This is a genomic window from Mycobacterium sp. E2733 (genome assembly GCF_001667585.1).
GTDB lineage: Bacteria > Actinomycetota > Actinomycetes > Mycobacteriales > Mycobacteriaceae > Mycobacterium.
On sequence record NZ_LZJZ01000116.1, the window covers coordinates 35,517 to 49,507 of the forward strand.

Sequence of the window (13,991 nt, forward strand, 5' to 3'; positions counted from 1 at the left end):
TGGTGAGGACCACCGGGCGATCGGAAGTGGGGTGCGGGGGATGAGCGAGTCGCTCGGGCTGTCGATTGGGGCGGCCAACCTGGTAGCTGCCCGCGCGGGCAGGCCAGCGGTGGTCCGCAGCGCCGTGTTGACCCTCTTCGAAGGCAGGCCGACCGAAGTCGGCCTGCCTGAGGAAAACCCGAACCTGACCGAAAACGGGATGGTGCTGCGCGGATTCGTCGAGCGCGTCGGAGACCGGTCCCCCGTGGTGGCGGCCGACGGGACGAAGTACCTCGGGGAGGTGCTGACGGTCGAGGCGATCGAGGCCATGGCGCGCACCGTCGGGTACGGCTCCCCGATCACGATTGCCGTCCCCGCGTACTGGTCCGACGCCCAGTTCACCGCGCTGCGTGAGGAATTCTTCGCCCAGCCGGATCTCGCCCGCGGCGGTGTGGCGCCGGTGCTGGTGTCCGACGCCACCGCCGCGCTCGCGGCGCTGCGCGGCAGACCGGGGTTCCCGACCGCCGGCGTCGTCGCGCTGTGCGATTTCGGCGCCACCGGCACCAGCGTCACCCTGATGGACGCCGGGTCCAACTTCACCCGCGTCGGCCCGACGGTGCGATCCGCCGATTTCTCCGGCGATGCGATCGATCAGCTCGTGCTCGGCCGCATGCGGGCCTTTGACGACACCATGGCCGACCTGGGCAGCACCGTGCGGATCGGCTCACAGAGCCGCCTACTCGGCGAATGCCGGCGCGCCAAGGAGCAACTGTCGACCGCCGCGACGGCCTCCGTCGCGATGGCCCCGGGTGCGAACGCGCAGCTGTCGCGCGCCGACCTGGAGCAACTGATCTCCGAACCGCTGGACCGGTTCCTGGGCACCCTCGAGGAAGCTTTGCGCCGCAACGGGATTCCGAAGGGCAGGCTTGCCGCCGTGGCTGCGGTCGGCGGCGGTGCCGGCATCCCCCTACTCGCCGCGCGACTGTCGGAACGTTTTCAGGTGCCGGTCCACATCCCACCGCAGCCCGCGGTCAGCGCCGCCACCGGGGCGGCCGTGCTCGGTGAGCAGCAGACGTCGGGCGGCGCCCCCACCGCCGCGGGCGCTGTCGTGGAAACGCCGACCGAGATGGTCGGCACCGCCGGCATCGACATGACCCAAGCCGCGGCGGCCGCCCAGGCCACCGATGTCGACGGCGCCCTGGCCTGGTCCCAGGACGCCGACGGCGACGAGCCGGTGCCCTACACCGGGCGCGACGCCACGGGCGAGTACTCCCGGGAGGCAACGGATTCCGGCTACGGAGACGGCGATCGCTATGCCGCTGAAGAGGGCCCGCTGCCCTGGTACAAACGCACCGCGCTGGTCCTGTTGGTGGCGGGGGCGGCCGCGGCGGTGCTGCTAGCCATCGCCTTGGCCCTGACCCTCGGCCGCCCCAAGTCCCATCCGACCAACACCACACCGCCGAACACGCCGGCTCCGCCGCAAACATCGCAAACCGTGACCATCACCGAGCCGAACGGCAGCACCACCGAGACGGTCGTCCCGGCGCCCCCACCGCCGCCGTCGTCGTCGACACAACCGCCCGACACGACCACCAGCCAGGCCCCCACCACGACGCCGGCGCCGACCACCACCAGCGCCCCGCCCACCACCACGAGCGCCCCGCCCACCACCACGAGCGCCCCGCCGACCACATCTCAGGCGGCCACGACCGCGGCGCCGACGACAACGCGACAAAGACTGCTGCCGCTGCCGCTACCGCAACCGCCGTTCGGGGGTTGACGACGGGACTTTAAGACAGTCGTCCGGTTTCTCCGCCGGGCCGTGGGTACCCCGCTGACGTGAATGACGGGGGCTACGCCGAGTGAGTGGTTCGCTCGGCCTGTCGATCGGCGTTGCCAACCTGGTCGCGGCATGTGCGGGTGGCACGCCGTTGACCCGCAGCTCCGTACTGACAGTTTTTCCGCACCGGGCAGCCGAGGTCGGTGACCCGCAATCGGGCTCGACGGATTCCGGCCTAGTGCTCAGCGGATTTGTCGAGCGCGTGGGACACTCCTCTCCTCTGGTGGCGGCCGATGGGACAACCCACAGCGCCGAGACGCTGACGGCCGAAGCGCTCGATGCGATGGCACGCGCGGTCGGCTACGGCGCGCCCGTCACCGTTGCGGTCCCCGCGTACTGGTCGGCGGACCAAGTCAGTTTGCTGCGCGACGGGTTGTTCGCACAGCCGGGCCTCACACCGCCCGGCGGCGCGCCTCCGGTGACGATCCCGGATGCCACGGCCGCGCTCGCGGCTCTGCACTCGAAGCCGGGATTCCCGACCGACGGCATCGTCACGCTGTGTGACTTCGGTGCCGGCGGGACCAGCGTCACCTTGACCGATGCGGCGTCGAACTTTCAGCAGATCGGCCCCACGGTTCGATACGGCGAGTTCTCCGGCAACGGGATCGACCAGTTGATCCTGCGCAACCTGCATACGGGCGACAACGTTGCCGAAGACACCGACCGCGCGGGCACCAAACCGATGGGATCGTTGAGCCGTCGGTTCGACGAATGCCGGCGCGCCAAGGAGCAGTTGTCGGCGGCGACGGTGACCGTCGTTCCGGCCGAGATGCCCGGTTTCGGTCAAGACGTCCGGTTGTCCCGCAGCGAGTTCGAGGACATGATCTCCGAGCCGCTGGAGCAATTCGTCTCAGCTGTCGAGGACATATTGGACCGCAACGGAATTCCCAGGGGCCGCCTGGCCGCTGCCGCGACCGTGGGCGGCGGAGCCTGCATCCCACTGATCACCTCACGGCTGTCGGCGCGCCTGGATGTCCCGATCTTCACCACGCCGCAACCCGCGTTCACCGCGGCGATCGGCGCCGCAGAGCTGGGCCGGCAGCGATCCTCGCCGGGTGTCCCGACGGCCCAGGGTCCCGTGCCGGAGACACCGACCGACCTGGCGCCGGCCGGATGGGCGATTCAGGCCGCGAGTGAGGCCGCCGGAGAATCGGCCGCCGACGAGGACCCGGCGGCGACCTACCGCGCCCTGGCGTGGTCGCAAGCCGCCGACGCGGACGCCGACCCGATCCCCTATGTGGGCGACGACGCAGGCTATGAAGACGCTGCACCGGTTCCCTATGTCGCCGCGCGCAGGCGTTGGTATACCCGCCCGGGGTTCGTCGTGGGCGTGACCGCGGTCACCGCCGTCGCCTTGGTGGGGATGGTCGTGGCCGCGGTGTTCGGATTGACCTCTGTGAAAAGTCCGACCGGGACCCCCACGGGTGTCACCTCGCCGGTGGAATCGTCGGCAGTCCCGCAGGAGTCGGAGCTACCGTCCTCGACCATCCCGAGCCCCTCGGCGGCCCCACCGCCGCCGACCACCGTGACCACGGTGACCACGGTGACCAACGCGCCGACCACGACGGTCTGGGAAACCACCCGGCCGCCGTCGAGCACCACCACCCGGTCGACCCCGACCTCGCCGACGACGACCACCCCAAGTACCACGGCGCAGACCACTACTGGCTACCCGACGACGACTGCCTACCCGACGACGACGCCGCCCTGGCCGCTGACGACGTCGCCGCCATGGGGCTACTGACGCCGGTGCAGGCGCCGACTGTCAAGCCCGGCTCAACCGACGGCCAGCGCAAGCCCGAACCTCTAAGTTAGGGCAGCCTTTCTCGCGGCGAAAGCTGCGGAGATGCAACTATGAGCAGGGCTAAGCAGGCAAACAATTCGCAGGCTGAATCAAAGATGCATTGGGGAGACCTTCTGTGACCACGCAGATGCTGATCAGACTCATCGTGGGCATGGGCATGACGCTGGTTGTGGCCGCGCTCGCCGGACGTCGGGTGCTGTGGCTGTTCAAGCTGATCACGTCGGGAAAGCCCGCCCCCGGTCACACCAACGATCCCGGCCGGCGAATCTGGACTGAAGTCGCCGAGGTTTTCGGGCAGCGCCGCCTGCTCAAGTGGTCGATCCCCGGCCTGGCCCACTTCTTCACCATGTGGGGCTTCTTCATCCTGCTCACGGTCTACATCGAGGCCTACGGCCTGCTGTTCCAGGACAACTTCCACATCCCGATCATCGGGCGCTGGGACGCGCTGGGCTTCCTGCAGGACTTCTTCGCGACCGCCGTCTTCCTCGGCATCACTACCTTCGCCATCATTCGGCTGATGCGCAGCCCGCGCGAGATCGGCCGCTCGTCGCGGTTCTACGGCTCGCACACCGGCGGCGCGTGGCTGGTGCTGCTGATGATCTTCAACGTCATCTGGACCTACGTGCTGGTCCGCGGGTCGGCGGTCAACAACGGCACACTGCCCTACGGCAACGGCGCCTTCCTGTCCCAGCTCTTCGGCGCGATCCTGCGCCCGCTCGGCCAGCCCGCCAACCAGATCATCGAGACGACGGCCCTGCTGCTGCACATCGCCGTCATGCTGGCCTTCCTCATCATCGTGCTGCACTCCAAGCACCTGCATATCTTCACCGCGCCGATCAACGTCATCTTCAAGCGGCTGCCCGACGGGCTGGGCCCGCTGCTGCCGATCGAGGCCGACGGCAAGCCGATCGACTTCGAAAACCCGCCAGACGACGCCGAGTTCGGCCGCGGCAAGGTCGAGGACTTCAGCTGGAAGGCCATGCTGGACTTCGCCACCTGCACCGAATGCGGTCGCTGCCAGTCGCAGTGCCCGGCCTGGAACACCGGCAAGCCGCTGTCTCCCAAGCTCGTCATCATGGATCTGCGCGACCACTGGATGGCCAAGGCGCCCTACATCCTCGGCGATAAGGAATCGCCCGCCGAGAACACCCCGGAGGGCGGGATCGGCGAGGAACTGGCCGGCGAGAAGCACGCCGAGGCGCACCACGTCCCGGAGTCGGGCTTCGGCCGCGTCATGGGTTCGGGCCCGGAGCAGGCCAGCCGCCCGCTGGTCGGCACCGTCGAGCAGGGCGGCGTCATCGATCCCGACGTGCTGTGGTCCTGTGTCACCTGCGGCGCGTGCGTCGAGCAGTGCCCGGTGGACATCGAGCACGTCGACCACATCGTCGACATGCGCCGCTACCAGGTGATGATGGAATCCGAGTTCCCCTCGGAACTTTCGGTGCTGTTCAAGAACCTGGAGACCAAGGCCAACCCGTGGGGCCAGAACGCGTCCGACCGGACCAACTGGATCGACGAGGTGGACTTCGACGTTCCCGTCTACGGCGAGGACGTGGACAGCTTCGACGGCTTCGAGTACCTGTTCTGGGTCGGCTGCGCCGGCGCCTACGACGACAAGGCCAAGAAGACCACCAAGGCCGTCGCGGAATTGCTTGCCATCGCCGGGGTGAAGTACCTGGTGCTGGGCACCGGCGAAACCTGCAACGGCGACTCCGCGCGCCGCTCGGGCAACGAGTTCCTCTTCCAGCAGCTGGCGCAGCAGGCCGTCGAGACCCTGGACGGGGTGTTCGAGGGCGTGGAGACCGTCGACCGCAAGATCGTCGTCACCTGCCCGCACTGCTTCAACACGCTGGGCCGCGAATACCGCCAGCTGGGCTCGAACTACTCGGTGTTGCACCACACCCAGCTGCTCAACCGGCTGATCCGGGACAACAAGCTGGTGCCGGTGACGCCGGTCTCGCAAGACATCACCTACCACGACCCCTGCTACCTGGGCCGGCACAACAAGGTGTATGAGGCGCCGCGGGAGCTGATCGGGGCGGCGGGGGCCAATCTCACCGAGATGCCGCGCCACGCCGAGCGCAGCTTCTGCTGCGGTGCGGGCGGCGCGCGGATGTGGATGGAAGAGCACATCGGCAAGCGGATCAACCATGAACGCGTCGACGAGGCGCTGGCCACCAACGCCGCCACGATCGCCACCGGGTGCCCGTTCTGCCGGGTGATGATCACCGACGGCGTGAACGACCGGCAGGAGGAGGCCGGCCGCACCGGCGTGGAGGTGCTCGACGTCGCCCAGATACTGCTCGGGTCGCTCGAGTACGACAAGGCGACGCTGCCGGAGAAGGGCACGGCCGCTAAGGAGGCCGAGAAGCGGGCGGCTCAGGCGCCCAAGGCCACCGCGACGGTCGAGGCACCGGCCAAGGAGACCAAGGAGGCGCCCGCCGAGGCGGCCCCGAAGTCCGAGGCCGCGCCCGCCGCACCCGCCGCGCCGGCCGCGCCCGCCAAGGGGCTGGGCATCGCCGGAGGCGCCAAGAAGCCCGGCGCCAAGAAGGCGGCGCCCGCCCAGGCCGGGGCCAAGACGGAGGCACCGGCTCAGTCCACCGCGGCGCCCGCCGCCCCGGCCAAGGGATTGGGCCTGGCGGCGGGGGCGAAGCGACCCGGCGCCAAGAAGGCCGCGCCGGCCGCCGAAGCACCCAAGGCCGAGGCCGCGCCGAAGGCCGAACCGGCCGCCGACGAGGGCAAGGCCGAGGAGAAGCCCGCCGAGAAGGCGCCCGCCGCCCCGGTCAAGGGCCTGGGCATCGCCACGGGCGCGAAGCGACCCGGCGCGAAGAAGGCCGCACCGGCCGCCGAAGCACCCAAGGCCGAGGCCGCGCCGAAGTCCGAACCGGCGGCGGCCGAGCCCGAGCCGGCGCCCAAGGCCGAGCCGGCACAGGAGACCGACGGCGCCGACGCCCCGTCCGGCCCGCCGGCGAAGGGGCTGGGCATCGCGCGCGGAGCCCGTCCGCCGGGCAAGCGCTGACCTGTGATTTTGCCGCTTGACAGCAAATTTCGGTGGACACAGGTGGCACCATTGGTGACGTGACCACTCACCAGCTGCCACTGAACGCCTCCGCGCACCACCGGCAGCGCATCTTCGCGCAGTCGTCCAAGCTTCAGGGCGTCCTGTACGAGATCCGCGGCCCGGTGCACCAGCACGCCGCGCGGCTCGAGGCCGAAGGGCACCGCATCCTCAAGCTCAACATCGGCAACCCGGCGCCGTTCGGCTTCGAGGCGCCCGACGTGATCATGCGCGACATGATCCAGGCGCTGCCGTACGCGCAGGGTTACTCCGATTCGCAGGGCATCCTGCCCGCGCGCCGGGCGGTGGTCACCCGCTACGAGCTGGTCGAGGGCTTTCCGCGGTTCGACGTCGACGACGTCTACCTCGGCAACGGGTGCTCCGAGCTGATCACGATGACGCTGCAGGCCCTGCTCGACAACGGCGACGAGGTGTTGATCCCGTCGCCGGACTACCCGCTGTGGACGGCGTCGACATCCCTGGCCGGCGGCACGCCCGTGCACTACCTGTGCGACGAGACGCAGGCGTGGCAGCCCGACATCGCCGACCTCGAGTCCAAGATCACCGAGCGCACCAAGGCGCTGGTCGTCATCAACCCCAACAACCCGACCGGCGCCGTCTACAGCCGCGAGGTCCTCACCCAGATGGTGGAGCTGGCGCGCAAGCACGAACTGCTGCTGCTCGCCGACGAGATCTACGACAAGATCCTCTACGACGACGCCAAGCACATCAACGTGGCCACGTTGGCGCCGGACATGTTGTGCCTCACGTTCAACGGGCTGTCCAAGGCCTACCGGGTTGCCGGCTACCGCGCGGGCTGGCTGGCGATCACCGGCCCCAAGGACCACGCCGAGAGCTTCATCGAGGGCATCAACCTGCTGGCCAACATGCGGCTATGCCCCAACGTTCCGGCCCAGCACGGCATCCAGGTGGCCCTCGGTGGCCACCAGAGCATCGAGGACCTGGTGCTGCCCGGCGGGCGGCTGCTCGAGCAGCGCGACGTCGCCTGGGAGAAACTCAACGAGATTCCCGGGGTGTCCTGCGTCAAACCCGAGGGCGCGCTGTACGCCTTCCCACGGCTGGACCCCGAGGTCTACGACATCACCGACGACGAACAGCTCGTCCTCGACCTCCTGCTGCAGGAGAAGATCCTGGTCACCCAGGGCACCGGATTCAATTGGCCGGCACCGGATCACCTGCGCATCGTGACGCTGCCGTGGGCCCGCGACCTGGCCGCGGCGATCGAGCGGCTGGGCAACTTCCTGGTCAGCTATCGCCAGTAAGCACCTTCGCACCCGGCGCCTCTACGGTGGACCGGGTGACGCACTCGCACTCGCATTCACACAGCCTGTCCGGCCCGGCGCCGGTTGAGTCGCTGCCCGCCAGGATCGTCGTCGGGCTGCTGGTCGCGATCGGGGTGGCGGTCGTGGGTGGCGCCATCGCGCTGTGGCCCAGCCGGCAGCACGTCGCCATCCCGATGCCCTTCCAGAACGCGGCCGGCGGCGCCGTGAGCACGCAGGCAGGGCACGTGCTGTCCAGCGGCATGGGCGACTGCGGCAGCCCGTCGGTCAGTCAGGTGCTCACCACCGCGCCCCAGCCGGCACCGCCGGGCGCGGGGCGGTGCGTGCTGACCCAGGTGGCCATCGATTCCGGGCCCAACGCGGGTGCCAACACGTTGTTGGAGTCCTCCCCCGGCCCCGGTCAGCCGAAATTCGCTGTGGGAGACCATATTCGGCTTGTCCGGCAGGTCGACGAGCAAGGCGCCACCAGCTACGCGTTCTACGACTTCGAACGCGGCTGGTCGTTGGTCGCCCTGGCCATCGCGTTCGCGGTGGTGGTCGTCGCCGTGGCGCGCTGGCGGGGACTCCTCGCGCTGGTGGGCATCGGGGTCGCGTTCGTGGTCCTGGTGGCGTTCTTGTTGCCGGCGCTCCGCGACGGCGCACCCGCGGTTCCGGTGGCCCTGGTGGCCGCGGCGGCCATCCTCTACGCGGTCATCTATCTGGCGCACGGTGTGAGTCTGCGGACCAGCGCCGCGCTGCTGGGCACCTTGACCTCGCTGCTGCTAGCCGCGGGTTTGTCCTGGGCGGCAATACAATTGGCACATCTGACCGGGTTGTCGGATGACCAGAACGCCGCCGTCAGCGCGTACCTGGGCAACGTCTCGATCAGCGGCCTGCTGCTCGCCGGTTTCATCATCGGGTCGCTGGGTGTGCTCAACGATGTGACGGTGACGCAGGCGTCGACGGTGTTCGAGCTCGCCCACCTCGGTGGCTCGCGACGCGCGATCTTCTTGGGCGCCATCCGAGTTGGGCGTGATCACATCGCCAGCACGGTGTACACGCTGGTGCTGGCCTACGCCGGCAGCTCGCTGCCGCTACTGCTGCTGTTCAGCGTGGCCAACCGCTCGTTGACCGACGTGCTGACCAGCGAGAGCGTGGCCATCGAGATCGCGCGGTCGGCGGTGGGCGGCATCGCGCTGGCGCTCTCGGTGCCGCTGACGACGGCGATCGCCGCGGCGCTGGCAAAGCCTAGTGAAATCGGCTCCGCTCCAATAGATCCAGCAGATAGCCGCCGTACCCGGACTTGAGCAGGGTATGGGCCCGCTCGGCCAACTGCTCGTCGGTGATCCAGCCCCGCTGCCATGCCACTTCCTCGGGAACGCTGACCTTCAGGCCCTGCCGGCGTTCCAGCGTGCGCACGAAGTCGCTGGCGTCCAGCAGGGAGTCGAACGTGCCGGTGTCGAGCCACGCCGTTCCGCGGGCCATCACCTCGACCGAGAGCTGGCCTCGATTGAGATAGATCTGGTTGACCTCGGTGATCTCGTATTCGCCGCGCGCCGATTTCTTCAGGCCCCTGGCGATCTCGATCACGTCGTTGTCGTAGAAATACAGGCCGGGCACCGCGTAATTGGACTTGGGCGTCTTGGGTTTCTCCTCGAGCGACAGCGCCGTGCCGTCGTCACTGAACTCGACGACGCCGTACTCCGACGGGTTGGCCACCCAGTAGGCGAAAACCGCTCCGCCGCTGATGCTTTGGAAGCGGCTCAGGCTGGTGCCCAACCCTGGGCCGTAGAAGATGTTGTCGCCCAGCACCAATGCCACCGAGTCGTTGCCGATGTGGTCGGCGCCCAGAACGAAGGCCTGGGCCAGGCCGTCGGGGCTTTCCTGCGTCACGTAGCTGATGTTGATCCCGAACTGCGAGCCGTCGCCCAAAAGCCGCTGAAAGCCCGCCGCGTCGTGTGGGGTGGTGATCACCAGAATGTCTTGGATCCCGGCCATCATCAGGGTGGACAGCGGGTAGTAGATCATCGGTTTGTCGTAAACCGGCAGCAGCTGCTTGCTGATGCCCACGGTGATCGGATGCAGGCGAGTGCCCGAGCCGCCGGCCAAGATGATCCCGCGCATGACTGGCTCCCCCTATTCCACGCTTAGTTGACGAGGTCGGATTCGGTGAGTTCGGTGGCCGCCAGCGCCGACGCCAGGTCGTCGTGCCGGAAGACGGACGTGACGTGGTCGTGCACCACGCGGAATGCCGACGCGGCGGTTGTCACCGCCCCGGGACTGTCCGGGGCGGTGACCTTCTGTTCGACGACCACAACCCCGTCGTGCACGTACATCCGGCCGAGTTCGGCCGTCGCGTGGCGGGAGGCGGCCCACCCGCGCAGCGCCTCGTGGCCCTGCGCGGCCCCGTGCGCGTCGCCGATCTCGATGTCGTCGCTGGACAACGCGACCAGGGTCTCCAGGTCGGCAGCGTTCAGCGCGTCGTGCCATGCCAGGACGGTGGCGATCTCCGAAGTGGTCATGGGTTGCAAGTTACCGTGTGTGCCCCGCCGCCGTGGCTAGAGCGGGGTGCGGTCCAGCCAGTTCTGCCACACCGCCTCGTCGCCGAACAGTTGGATGCCCGTGTCGGCGAGCGGTACCCGGCGCAGCATGGCCAGCAGCAGCTCGGTCGCGCCGCCCCGCAACGCCGCGGTGCCCTTGCCGTGCTCGTGTGACCAGGCGATGCGGCCCTGATCGACACGGATGGTCCACTCGCCGGCTTCGCCGAGGCCGGGGTCGGTGGCATGCAGGTGCAGGGTGTCGCGGCCCTCGAGCGGAAGCGCCGCCCCCTGGTTGCCGGCCTGGATCGCGACCCGCTCGAGCCATTCGGTGATCGCGTCGGCGGCCACGTCGGCATCCAGCGTGAACTCGGCGCCCAGCGCGATGGCGGCGTCGGCCCGATGCACGGCCACCTCGTGCAGGCGGCGGCGGACCCACCAGTTCGCCGGGCGGGGGCCGAGAAAGGTCCACACGGGCGTCTCCACACCCGTCAGCTCGACGGCGTCGATGAGCCGCTGCGCACCGCCGTGCAACCAGGAGACGGCGTCGGCCGGATCGGGTGGCGGCTTGCCCCCCTCGACGGATCGGGGGTCGAGGAACTCCTGGAGCTGGTCGCGCACGATCTGCGCGGCCCACCGGTCGCCGCGGCCCACGTGGCGAAGGAGCTGGCCCAGACTCCAGCCCGGGCAGGTCGGCACCGGCCGGGAGTGGTCGGCATCGCGGAAAAGCTCCGAAAATGCGCGGTTTTCTGCAAGGAATGCGCCGGCATAGTCCACGCGGGTCACGCTACTCGCCGGCGTGTGCGACCAAGGACTCACCGGGCAGGGGACTTCGTCCCTATTCCGGCCTGCGTCGACGTGCTGCGATCAGACCATCACTGGTGGACACTGGAGACGACCATGGGCATGCCTGCCATCCGCACCGCGCACGAGCGCGAGAACCTCGCGATTGAGCGCGAACGGATCGCCGAGGAGCGGGAAGGCATCGCCCAAGAGCGCGAACACCTGGCGCACGAGCGTGAACTCATGGCCTCCCGGCGCGAGCGGCTGACCGAGGGTGTGGAGCGCTGGGCCCGCTACCTCGAGTCACGCACCATCCTCGCCAATCGCCGCGAAGCGCTGGCCGACGAGCGCGAACGGATCGCAGACGAGCGAGAAGCGCTGGCCGACGAGCGCGAACGGATAGCCGACCAACGCGAACTCACCGCCACCAGAGGCGAAACGCTGCCGGGGCTTCCCGCGGGTAACCACGCGAAGGGCGAACGACAACACGAGGCGGTGCTGCGCGAGCAGGCCAAGGTCGAACGGGAGCAGGCCGCCAGCGAACGCCAGCTCGTATGGCAGCAGTCTGAACACGAATATGAGCAGGCGGCACAGCGAGTTGGGGGAAAGCATCGTGCCGACTGAGCCCCGTACCGAAGAACGGTAGGACATGTCTGGCGCCGACGACCTCGCCGAAGCCGAGCGGGACCCGCAAGATCTCGCCGAGGCAGCAGTCCGCGCCCGTCAGAAGGCCCAGGAAGCGCGTGAGGCAGCGCAGGCAGCCCAGCGATCCGCGGCCGAAAGTGTGGCCGAATCCGCGGCCAGTCACGACCGAACGGCGACCTCATACGAAGAAGCGGCCGAACACAACGAGCGTCGCCGGGATGAATATCGGGAACACGCGGCGGCACACCGCCAGTTCGCGGAAGAGGATCGCGCCATGGCTCAGCAGCTGCGACGGATGGCGGAAGATGACTCGACAGGCCCATTCGCCCCCGCCGTCGGACGGTAGCCAGCGGCCCACTACGGCCGCGGCGCGCCCAGCCTGAACACCCGCCAGCCCGCCTGCTTCCAGCGGGCGGCATCGAGGCAGTTGCGGCCGTCGACGATGACCCGGGCCCGCACGCGGTCGGCCAGGTCGCCGGGGTCGAGGTCGATGAATTGGCGCCACTCGGTGAGGACGAGCACCGCGTCGGCGCGCTCGCAGGCCTCCTCGACCGAGACCGCGTAATTCAACGTCGGGAACAGCCGCTGCGCGTTGTCGAGCGCCTTAGGGTCGTACACGTTGACCGCGGCGCCGTTGAGCTGCAGCTGGCCCGCAACGTTGAGCGCGGGCGAGTCGCGCACGTCGTCGGATTCGGGCTTGAACGCCGCGCCGAGCACGGCGATGTTCGCGCCGAGCAGCGACCCCCCACAGGCCGCGCTCGCGAGCTCCACCATCCGGGTGCGCCGGCGCATGTTGATGCTGTCGACCTCGCGCAGGAAGGTCAGCGCCTGGTCGGCTCCCAGTTCGCCGGCGCGGGCCATGAAGGCGCGGATGTCTTTGGGCAGGCAGCCGCCGCCGAAACCCAAACCGGCGTTGAGGAATTGACGGCCGATCCGTGGGTCGTAGCCGAGCGCGTCGGCCAGCAGGCTGACGTCGGCGCCCGCGGCCTCGCATACCTCGGAGATGGCGTTGATGAACGAGATCTTGGTCGCCAGAAAGGCATTGGCGGAAACCTTGACCAGCTCCGCGGTCTGCACGTCGGTCACCAGGAACGGCACACCCTCGGCGAGCAGGGGGCCGTAGAGTTCGCGGACCGCCGCCTCGGCCCGCGTCGAATCCTGTTGAACGCCAAGGACGATGCGGTCCGGATGCAGGGTGTCTTGCACCGCGTAGCCCTCGCGCAGGAACTCGGGGTTCCAGGCGATCTCGACGTCGATCGCGCGTGGCGCCAGCGCGGCCGCCCGCCGGTTCAGCTCGGCCGCGGTTCCCACCGGAACGGTTGACTTGCCCACCAACACCGACGATCTCGTCAGCCGCGGCACCAGCGCGTCGATGACGGCGTACACGTGGCGCAGGTCTGCGCCATACTCGCCCTTCTTCTGTGGCGTGCCGACCCCGAGGAAATGCACGTCGGCGAACTCGGCCGCCATGTCGTAGTCGGTGGTGAACCGCAGCCGCCCCGTTGCCAGGTTCTTCGTCAGCAGTTTGCGCAGGCCGGGTTCGTAGAAGGGAATGTCACCGCCGGCGAGCTTGGCGACCTTACCCGGGTCGATATCGACCCCGACGACCTCGTGTCCCAGTTCCGCCATTCCGACCGCGTGAGTGGCACCCAGGTAGCCGGTGCCGAAGACGGTGCATCGCATATAACCGGTGTAGGTCGCCGCGATGAGCTAACCGCATCGCCCCGCTAAGCGGGAGGCAAACGTCAGGTGACAGCTGGCCCGGGAGCGATTAAAAGTGGCCGAAGCCGCCGTGACCACCGCCGAAACCGCCGTGGCCGCCGCCGAAGCCCGGAATGCCCGGGAACCCGCCGCCACCGCCGCCGTGCCCTTCGTCACCGCCGCCATGACCGCCGCCGGGCGGCCCACCGATGATCGGTCCACCGATGCCCGGGATCGGCAGCGGGATCGGTACCGGAACGGGCGCCACCGGGGGTGGCGGTGCGGGAGCCGGCGCGGCCGGTGCCGGGGCAGGCGCGGGCGCCTCGGGAACCGGAGCGGGAGCGGGCGCCGCCGGGGCCGGGGC

The 13,991-nt window shown here is 69.2% G+C and carries 12 protein-coding genes; 7 read left to right on the forward strand and 5 right to left on the reverse strand.

What is annotated here, in order from left to right; translation table 11 throughout:
- Positions 1-40: 40 nt before the first annotated feature.
- The 5 genes from A5678_RS21530 (at position 41) to A5678_RS21550 (ending at position 9,268) form a co-directional block, all read left to right on the forward strand.
- Entirely contained in the window at positions 41-1,759 is a 1,719-nt protein-coding gene (locus tag A5678_RS21530) for an Hsp70 family protein (protein WP_068046479.1), read from the forward strand.
- An 82-nt stretch (positions 1,760-1,841) separates the two neighbouring features.
- Positions 1,842-3,563, forward strand: coding sequence for an Hsp70 family protein (locus A5678_RS21535; protein ID WP_068046483.1), 1,722 nt, complete (start codon positions 1,842-1,844; stop codon positions 3,561-3,563).
- A gap of 175 nt (positions 3,564-3,738) precedes the next feature.
- Complete coding sequence (locus A5678_RS21540) at positions 3,739-6,642, forward strand: (Fe-S)-binding protein (RefSeq protein WP_082945669.1); 2,904 nt, start codon at positions 3,739-3,741, stop codon at positions 6,640-6,642.
- A 32-nt stretch (positions 6,643-6,674) separates the two neighbouring features.
- Entirely contained in the window at positions 6,675-7,964 is a 1,290-nt protein-coding gene (locus A5678_RS21545) for a pyridoxal phosphate-dependent aminotransferase (RefSeq protein WP_068046487.1), read from the forward strand.
- A 26-nt stretch (positions 7,965-7,990) separates the two neighbouring features.
- Positions 7,991-9,268 carry a YibE/F family protein gene (locus tag A5678_RS21550; protein ID WP_068046489.1) on the forward strand — a complete coding sequence of 426 codons (1,278 nt, stop codon included), beginning with the start codon at positions 7,991-7,993 and terminating at the stop codon, positions 9,266-9,268.
- Here A5678_RS21550 and rfbA read toward each other — a convergent pair.
- The 3 genes from rfbA to A5678_RS21565 are packed head-to-tail and all read right to left on the reverse strand — an operon-like array spanning position 9,210 to position 11,275.
- Positions 9,210-10,085, reverse strand: coding sequence for a glucose-1-phosphate thymidylyltransferase RfbA (rfbA, locus tag A5678_RS21555; protein WP_068046492.1), 876 nt, complete (start codon positions 10,083-10,085; stop codon positions 9,210-9,212). The two genes, A5678_RS21550 and rfbA, sit on opposite strands and share 59 nt — an antisense overlap.
- Positions 10,086-10,108: 23 nt before the next feature.
- Positions 10,109-10,483, reverse strand: coding sequence for a nuclear transport factor 2 family protein (locus A5678_RS21560; RefSeq protein ID WP_068046496.1), 375 nt, complete (start codon positions 10,481-10,483; stop codon positions 10,109-10,111).
- Between the two features lie 36 nt (positions 10,484-10,519).
- Positions 10,520-11,275 carry a maleylpyruvate isomerase family mycothiol-dependent enzyme gene (locus tag A5678_RS21565; RefSeq protein WP_068046528.1) on the reverse strand — a complete coding sequence of 252 codons (756 nt, stop codon included), beginning with the start codon at positions 11,273-11,275 and terminating at the stop codon, positions 10,520-10,522.
- A 123-nt stretch (positions 11,276-11,398) separates the two neighbouring features.
- On the opposite strand from A5678_RS21565, the gene A5678_RS21570 reads away from it, so the two are divergent.
- Positions 11,399-11,905: a hypothetical protein gene (locus A5678_RS21570; protein ID WP_156747023.1), complete on the forward strand. Its 507-nt coding sequence runs from the start codon at positions 11,399-11,401 to the stop codon at positions 11,903-11,905.
- Between the two features lie 25 nt (positions 11,906-11,930).
- Positions 11,931-12,272, forward strand: a complete 342-nt coding sequence (locus tag A5678_RS21575; RefSeq protein ID WP_068046502.1) for a hypothetical protein — start codon at positions 11,931-11,933, stop codon at positions 12,270-12,272.
- Positions 12,273-12,283: 11 nt separating this feature from the next.
- Here the strand turns inward: A5678_RS21575 and A5678_RS21580 are convergent, their stop codons facing one another.
- Positions 12,284-13,609, reverse strand: coding sequence for a UDP-glucose/GDP-mannose dehydrogenase family protein (locus A5678_RS21580; protein WP_068046505.1), 1,326 nt, complete (start codon positions 13,607-13,609; stop codon positions 12,284-12,286).
- An 88-nt stretch (positions 13,610-13,697) separates the two neighbouring features.
- A partial coding sequence (locus tag A5678_RS21585) for a hypothetical protein (RefSeq protein WP_197502216.1) occupies positions 13,698-13,991 on the reverse strand: 294 nt, incomplete at its 5' end.

Coding starts and splice junctions, on each gene's coding strand:
- A5678_RS21530 (WP_068046479.1), top strand. CDS start 41: ATGAGCGAGTCGCTCGGGCTGTCGATTGGGGCGGCCAACCTGGTAGCT.
- A5678_RS21575 (WP_068046502.1), top strand. CDS start 11,931: ATGTCTGGCGCCGACGACCTCGCCGAAGCCGAGCGGGACCCGCAAGAT.
- A5678_RS21570 (WP_156747023.1), top strand. CDS start 11,399: ATGGGCATGCCTGCCATCCGCACCGCGCACGAGCGCGAGAACCTCGCG.
- A5678_RS21580 (WP_068046505.1), bottom strand. CDS start 13,609: ATGCGATGCACCGTCTTCGGCACCGGCTACCTGGGTGCCACTCACGCG.
- A5678_RS21560 (WP_068046496.1), bottom strand. CDS start 10,483: ATGACCACTTCGGAGATCGCCACCGTCCTGGCATGGCACGACGCGCTG.
- rfbA (WP_068046492.1), bottom strand. CDS start 10,085: ATGCGCGGGATCATCTTGGCCGGCGGCTCGGGCACTCGCCTGCATCCG.